This is a genomic window from Paraburkholderia sp. USG1 (genome assembly GCF_031570135.1).
Lineage (GTDB): Bacteria > Pseudomonadota > Gammaproteobacteria > Burkholderiales > Burkholderiaceae > Paraburkholderia > Paraburkholderia dioscoreae.
Genome location: NZ_JAMWXW010000004.1, coordinates 365,764 through 373,126 on the forward strand (window position 1 = coordinate 365,764; position 7,363 = coordinate 373,126).

General features: G+C 63.3%; 4 protein-coding genes. 3 read left to right on the forward strand and 1 reads right to left on the reverse strand.

The annotated features are described in order from the left end of the window. Nucleotides 1-295 precede the first annotated feature (295 nt). Entirely contained in the window at nt 296-1,852 is a 1,557-nt protein-coding gene (locus tag NE850_RS08120; protein ID WP_007177064.1) for an NADH-quinone oxidoreductase subunit M, read from the reverse strand. Between the two features lie 686 nt (nt 1,853-2,538). Between NE850_RS08120 and NE850_RS08125 the strand changes: the two genes are divergently transcribed. The 3 genes from NE850_RS08125 to NE850_RS08135 all read left to right on the forward strand — a co-directional run bounded on the left by NE850_RS08125 (nt 2,539) and on the right by NE850_RS08135 (nt 7,173). Continuing rightward, a complete protein-coding gene (locus tag NE850_RS08125; RefSeq protein ID WP_007177063.1) occupies nt 2,539-3,276 on the forward strand; it encodes an ABC transporter ATP-binding protein in 738 nt (245 codons plus the stop codon). Then, nucleotides 3,266-5,836 (forward strand): FtsX-like permease family protein, encoded by a 2,571-nt coding sequence (locus tag NE850_RS08130; RefSeq protein ID WP_310698616.1) that lies wholly within the window; start codon nt 3,266-3,268, stop codon nt 5,834-5,836. Before NE850_RS08125 ends, NE850_RS08130 begins: the two co-directional genes overlap by 11 nt. A 167-nt stretch (nt 5,837-6,003) precedes the next feature. Continuing rightward, nucleotides 6,004-7,173, forward strand: a complete 1,170-nt coding sequence (locus NE850_RS08135; protein ID WP_035517166.1) for a carotenoid 1,2-hydratase — start codon at nt 6,004-6,006, stop codon at nt 7,171-7,173. Nucleotides 7,174-7,363 lie beyond the last annotated feature (190 nt).

Sequence of the window (7,363 nt, forward strand, 5' to 3'; positions counted from 1 at the left end):
TGGGACGATTTGCCGCGATAAACCCTCGTTTCTGCAACGATCTATTGCGCCGCAATACAGTGCGACACGTTGCCGCACGCCTGCGCGCAGATGCGCGCCTGCCATGCTCCATTGCGGAGCATCGGGGGAATCGGAAAATCACAACGTCCCTTCAAACAGGCACTAAAATGCGGCGCGACCTGAGTGATCGCGCCGCATCGGGTGCATGCAAAGAGACTTGAACGCGGAAGAAAAAACGTGTTGGCGAAGCAGCATTCGCGAGGCGAATGCTGCAACTGCGCAGTATCCCGTTCGATCAGCCCGGCGAGCGGGTTCTCACGGCCACGAGCGCGGGCGCCGCGGCCTGCAGATGTTCGCCGCCTTCGGCCGGTGCAGTGTCAGAAGGATGAACCGGGCGCTCCGATTGAGCCAGCAGCGTGCCGACCGACGGATCGATCGCATCGGTGAACGGCTTCGGATCGATGCCGATGGCGAGCACCAGCAACGCCATCGCGCCGAGCAGCACGAACTCACGCTTGCCGAGATCCTTGAGGTTCGCCACGCGCGCGTTCGCAATCGCACCGAAGATCACGCGCTTGTACATCCACAACGTGTAGGCCGCGCTCAGAATCAAGGTGGAAGCGGCGATTGCGCCGATCCAGAAATTGAAGCGGATCGTGCCCATCAGCACCATGAATTCACCGACAAAACCCGAGGTGCCAGGCAGGCCGATGTTGGCCATGGAGAACAGCATCACGAACGCGGCGAAACGCGGCATGGTGTTGGCAACGCCGCCGTATTCGGCGATCGATGCAGTCTTCGTGCGGTCGTAGAGCATACCCGTGCACAGCAGCATGGCGCCGGACACCACGCCGTACGACAGCATCTGCACGATCGCGCCGGCCTGGCCGATACGGTTGAAGACGAACAGGCCGAGCGTCACGAGACCCATGTGCGCGACCGTCGAATACGCGAGCAGGCGGCGCATGTCGGTCTGCACGAGTGCCAGCAGGCTCGCGTAGATCACCGCGACCAGCGAGAGCGTGATCATCATCGGCGCGAAGAAGTGGCTTGCCTGCGGCGCGATCGGCAACGCGAAACGCAGCAGACCGTAGCCGCCCAGCTTCAGCATGCCGATCATCACGGCAGCCCCGGTCGGGCCGTCGAGGTGAACGTCGGGCAGCCACGTGTGCAGCGGCCACATCGGCACCTTCACGCCGAAGGCCGCGAGGAAACCGAGGAAGATCAGAACCTGCGGCCAGGTGCCGAGGTGCGTCTCACGCCACAGCGCGAGGTCGAAGCTGTGCGTCTGGCTGTACAGGTACAGCATGGACATCAGCATCATCAGCGAGCCGAGGAACGACACGAAGAAGAACTTCACCGCCGCATACGTGCGGTTCGTTTGCCCCCAGGTCCCGATCAACAGATAGAGCGGAATCAACGTCGCTTCGAACGAGATGAAGAACAGCATGCCGTCGAGCGACGCGAAAACGCCCTGCATGAAGCCCGACAGCATCAGGAACGCGCCGAAGTACTGCGCGGTCCGCTCCGTGATCGACTCCCACGAGGCCACCACGATGATGATCGTGGTGAGCGCGGTCAACGCGACGAGCCACAGTGAGATCCCATCCACGCCCACATGCCAGGCGATATCGAACGTGGGCGACCACCTGACGTTCTCGACGAACTGCATCGACGTGACGTCGTTGCGGAAATTCGACACCAGCGGAATCACCGGCAGGAAACCCGCAACCGCGCCGGCCAGCGCGAGCCACCGGGTGCGGCTACGTGCCGCGTCGGATCCGGCGCGCAAAACAACCAAGCCGGCGACAATGGGAATCCAGATAAGAAGGCTAAGAAGAGGCAATGGCATGTGCTCTGTCAAAAACTTGAAGTACAAAACGCCGCGTCAACGCCTTCAGAATGCAAGGCATTGAAATGGATATGTAGGCTTGGTTTCGCTGAAATGGACGTCGAAGCGGTGGTGTCCGCTACACGTTTACCCGCAGTCGAATGACCGAGGGTGGGAGATTACCAAGATAAGAATACTTTTGCAGCGCAACACTGCTGAAACGCCGTTGACAACGCAGTATTGCCGCGCGCGGCCTTGCGAAATGAATAAAAATGTGCAGATGCACAAAGCCATTGACGCGCCTGGCCGAAGGCGAATTTGCGCGAAAAAGCATGCAATTGAGATGCTGTTATTGAATTTTGCGTGAGCACTTCAGGACGCGTTTCAAGCCGGGGTAGAAAATGCCGAAGCGCGGAACGTCGAGGGTATGAATTTCGAAGGTTCAGCGAAAATTTTTACCCGTTCGCGGACAAAAAAATTTTTGATCGGCCGCGCCGATTTCAATCCCGCACACGGCGCCAGAGAAGACCGGCGACCGAATGGCCGCGTCATTTCACGCCGGTTGCATACGTGCTCCGAGCTTCTGCGAGCCTTACAGAAGCCGCATATACTTCGGCGATTCAAGCCAATGTTCGTGCATGCGTGCGTCGCATCATTCGCCCGTCTGAACGCCCCGCCGCTTATCCGCCACACTTTTCGGAAACCGCATGCTGCTTCGTGAGGAAAGTGTCGTTCCCGCGCTCGAGTGCCGTGGACTGAGCAAGACATACGGCGCGGGCCGTATCGTGCTGGCGTACCTCGATTTCACACTCGCGCCCGGCGAGTTCGTCGCGATCATGGGTGATTCCGGCGTCGGCAAATCGACGCTGCTCAATCTGGTGGCCGGCCTCGACAGTGCGGATAGCGGCGACGTGATCATCGACGGCAGCGCCGTTTCGCGTCTGGACGACAACGCGGCGACCCGCTTGCGCCGGCAGAAACTCGGCTTCGTCTTTCAGGCGTTTCACGTGCTGCCTCACCTGACGCTCGCGCAGAACGTGACGCTGCCCTTGTTGCTGAACGATCTGCCCACTGTCGCCGCGCTCGATATGCTTGCGGCCGTCGGTCTGAGCGGACGCGGCGACGACTTTCCGCGCCAACTCTCGGGCGGCGAACTGCAGCGGGTCGCGATCGCGCGAGCCCTCGTGCATCGCCCGAAACTGATTCTCGCCGACGAACCCACGGGCAACCTCGACCCCGACACCGCCCACGACGTGCTCGCCCTGTTCCGCGCGCAAAGCAAGGCGACCGGCGCGGCCACGATCATGGTGACGCACTCGGAGGCCGCCGCGGCCGTTGCCGACCGCATCCTGATTCTGAGCGACGGCGGTCTGCACGCCTCGTCCCGGACCTCCGCGCCTTTCGGTTCACGGTCCCCCGCAGCTTCCGCCGACGATGTCCACTGATTCACGCTCGCGGCCACGCGTGCAAGGGCATCGCTTCCTCGCGCGCTGGCTGCTGGGCGCCGAGTGGCGCAGTCACCGCGGACGTGCGCTAGTTGCGATTGCAACGATCGCGCTCGGCGTCGCGCTCGGTTACGCCGTGCAGTTGATCAATAGCGCGGCCTTCAACGAATTCTCCGCAGCGGCGCGCAGCCTGTCGGGCGAGGCCGATCTGCAGGTGCGCGGCGCCCAACCTCTGGCCGACGAGGCCATCTATCCGCAACTCGCGAACGCGCCCGGTGTTGCGCTGGCCAGCCCCGTGCTCGCGCTCGATGTGACCGTGCCCAAGCGGAGCACGGCACTGCCGGTGCTCGGCATCGACGTGTTCAAGGCAAGCCGTATTGCACCCGACCTGACAGGCGTGCCCTCACCGGACCGGCCGCTCGATACACTCGCAGCGGATACCGTGTTTCTCTCGTCGGCAGCCCAGCAATGGCTCAACGTGAAAGTCGGCGACGACGTGGCGTTGCGAAGCGGCACCTCGATCGTGCATTTGCGCGTGGCCGGCGGCATTGTCAGAACGCGGCCCGGTCAGCGGCTCGCAGTCATGGATATCGCCGCCGCGCAGTGGAAGTTCGGCGGAATCGGCAAGCTGTCGCGCGTCGATGTACAACTCGAACGCGGTGTCGACAGGGAACGCTTCAGGCGCGATCTGCAAGCGCGGCTCGGCAACCAGTGGGTCGTTTCCGAAACCCGCGATGCCGAAAGCCGCACCGATCGCCTCTCCCGCGCGTACCGGATCAATATGAATGTTCTCGCGCTGGTGGCGTTATTCACCGGTGCGTTTCTCGTGTTTTCGACGCAGGCGCTAAGCGTCGTGCGACGCCGCGCGCAATTCGCCATGCTGCGTGTGCTCGGATTGACGCGTGGCCAGCTGCTGCGCCAGATTCTGCTGGAAGGCGCGCTGTTGGGCCTGCTCGGTTCACTCGCGGGACTCGCGCTCGGCTATGCGATGGCGAGCGGCGCGCTGCATTTTTTTGGCAGCGACCTGGGTGGCGGCTACTTTCCCGGCGTGCAGCCGCAAGTGGGCTTCGAACCGCTGGCGAGCGCGTTGTTCCTGACACTCGGACTCGCCGTTTCGATATTGGGCAGTCTTGCTCCCGCGCTGGAAGCCGTACGTGCCCGGCCCGCCGCGGCGCTCAAGGCAGGCGCCGAAGAAGCTGCGTTGGCGCGGCTCGCCACACCGTGGCCGGCGCTGCTGTGCCTGCTGGCCGCCGCCATCCTCACGCAGTTGCCGCCGCTGTTCGATGCGCCGATTGGCGGCTACGTGGCCGTTGCGTTGCTGCTGGTCGGCGGGATCGCGCTGATGCCGCGCGTGACCGCGCTCATCTTCGGCGCGGCGAGCCGTGCGGCTGCAACGCGGCGGCGCACCGGCGCGGTCGGCACGCTGGCGCTCGCGCGTGTTGCGAACGCGCCGGGGCATGCTTCGATCGCAATGGGCGGCGTGCTGTCGAGCTTCGCGCTGATCGTTGCGATGGCAATCATGGTGGCCAGCTTCAGGGTTTCCGTCGAAGACTGGCTGGTGCATCTGCTCTCCGCCGATCTCTATGTACGCGTCGCGCCAAACGGCGATACCGGCGGTCTGCGGCCCGACGAACAATCCCGGCTGGCCGCCGTGCCCGGCATCAGGACAGCCGCATTTACGCGCATCTCGCGTCTCGCACTCGACCCTGCGCGGCCCGACGTCGCCTTGCTCGCGCGTGAAATCGATGCTGCCGGCCCAGGCGCGAATCTGCAGATGACCGGACCGGCGCTGCCGCCTTCCGGACTTCGCGCGGATGAAACACCTGTTTGGGTATCCGAAGCAATCGTCGATCTGTATGGATACAGGCCGGGCCAACGTGTGCAATTGCCGCTTGGCGAGCGCGGTCACGTGTTCGTGGTGGCCGGCGTATGGCGTGATTATGCGCGGCAGACTGGCGCGATCCAGATACGGCTCGCGGATTACCGGCGCTTGACCGGCGACACGAGCGCGACGGATGTGGCCGTCACCATTGAACCGGGGACGAGCGTCGAGCGGGTCGTCGCGGGGCTGCGCGCGCTGCCCTTTGGAGCATCGCTGGATCTGTCGCTGCCGGGCGAGATTCGTGCGCGCACGCTGGTGATCTTCGATCGCAGTTTTGCGGTCACCTATCTGCTCGAGGCGGTCGCGATCGTGATCGGCCTGTTCGGCGTGGCAGCGACGTTCTCCGCGCAAACGCTCGCGCGAGCCCGTGAGTTCGGCATGCTGCGGCACGTCGGCGTGACGCGCTCGCAAGTGCTCGCTATCCTGGCGCTCGAAGGCGGCATGCTCACCGCGTGCGGGATTGCAATGGGCTTCGTGCTCGGGTTCGCGATCAGTCTGATCCTGGTGTTCGTCGTCAATCCGCAGTCGTTTCACTGGAGCATGTCGCTGCACGTGCCGTGGACGGCGTTAGGCAGCGTCGCGTTGGTGATGCTGGCTTCGTCGTGTTCGACGGCGGTGATAGCCGGACGCGGCGCCGTGTCGGTGGATGCGGTGCGCGCAGTGAAGGAGGATTGGTGATACGGGCTCTCTCGCATGAGTTGGCACGACGGATTGTGCGTGTCGCGATAGCGCGTGTTGATCTCGCCGGCGATAGTTTTCGGCTCGCCTTGCGGCCGTGCGCGCTGCGAGCGGCGCTCGTGGTTTTGAGTGAGACCGCGTCGATCGGCATGTCGATTGCGCGCGAGATGTCATGCCGGATGTCTGGCGAAATGCCGCCTGTTGAGTCTGCGTGTACGGTCCGTCCGCGCATAGGTCGTCGGGTTCGCGGCTGGCTATCTATCGGAATGCTGACTGCGTCGACCGCATTCGCCGTCCCCTCCGAATTCGCCGCGGTCACACCTGACCATGCAATCGCCCTCCCGCAAGACAGCGGCGCGCACGCGGCGTTTCGCACCGAGTGGTGGTACGCGACAGGTTGGCTCACTACGCCTGACAATCGGCCGCTCGGTTTTCAGATCACCTTCTTTCGCTCCGCAACGGGCCATGACGCCGCAGACCCGAGCGCTTTCGCTCCTTCGCAATTGATCATTGCCCATGCCGCGTTGAGCGATCCTGCACTCGGCCATCTTGCGCACGATCAGCGCATTGCTCGCCAGGGTTTCGGACTCGCCTATGCGAAGCCAGCGAATACCGATGTCAAACTCGATGCATGGAAGATGGTCCGGAACGCCGACGGTCGCTACGACGTCACTGTCGACGCGGACGGCTTTTCTTTGCATCTCATGTTGACGCCGACTCAAGCACCTTTAATTCAGGGCGAACGCGGCTATTCACGCAAAGGTCCGCGCCCCGAGCAGGCGAGCTATTACTACAGTGAGCCGCAACTGCGCGTGACTGGTAGCGTGGTTCGACCGGCGGCGGCGGGCGGTCCGTCGCGTGGCGAGACTGCTGTGACGGGTATGGCGTGGCTCGATCACGAGTGGTCGAGCACGTTGCTCGACGCCGATGCCGTGGGATGGGATTGGTTGGGCGCCAATCTCAATGACGGTTCTGCGCTGATGGCATTCAAGGTTCGCGGTCGCGATGGACGCGCCGTGTGGGCGCACGCGGCATTTCGCCAACCCGATGGCGAAGTCACGACGTTCGGTGCCGATCAGGTTGACTTTACGCCGCGGCGCATATGGCGCTCGCCGCGAACGGACACGTCCTATCCGGTGTCGATGACTGTCAAAACCGGCACGCTGACATGGCAACTCGACCCGCTGATGGACGATCAGGAACTCGATTCGCGGCAATCGACCGGCGCGGTGTATTGGGAAGGTGCGGTGCGGGTGAAACGCGAAGGCGTGCAGGTGGGGCGGGCGTATCTTGAGCTGACGGGCTACGCGAAGGCGGTGCGACTGGGGAAGGAGTGAAGGGGGTTGTTCGTGTCGGGTTTTCGCGCTGATCCGGTTCTGTAAGGGCGGTGTGGAGGGGTTGGTAAACGCAGAAACCCCACCTTTTTGGGGTGGGGTTTCTGTCTGCTGCGGGGGAGCCTGACGATGACCTACTTTCACACGGGTAATCCGCACTATCATCGGCGTGGCGTCGTTTCACGGTCCTGTT

Bases quoted from the DNA above. Each gene is read 5' to 3' on its own strand.
- NE850_RS08120 (WP_007177064.1), bottom strand. From the start codon at position 1,852: ATGCCATTGCCTCTTCTTAGCCTTCTTATCTGGATTCCCATTGTCGCC.
- NE850_RS08130 (WP_310698616.1), top strand. From the start codon at position 3,266: ATGTCCACTGATTCACGCTCGCGGCCACGCGTGCAAGGGCATCGCTTC.
- NE850_RS08125 (WP_007177063.1), top strand. From the start codon at position 2,539: ATGCTGCTTCGTGAGGAAAGTGTCGTTCCCGCGCTCGAGTGCCGTGGA.
- NE850_RS08135 (WP_035517166.1), top strand. From the start codon at position 6,004: ATGTCATGCCGGATGTCTGGCGAAATGCCGCCTGTTGAGTCTGCGTGT.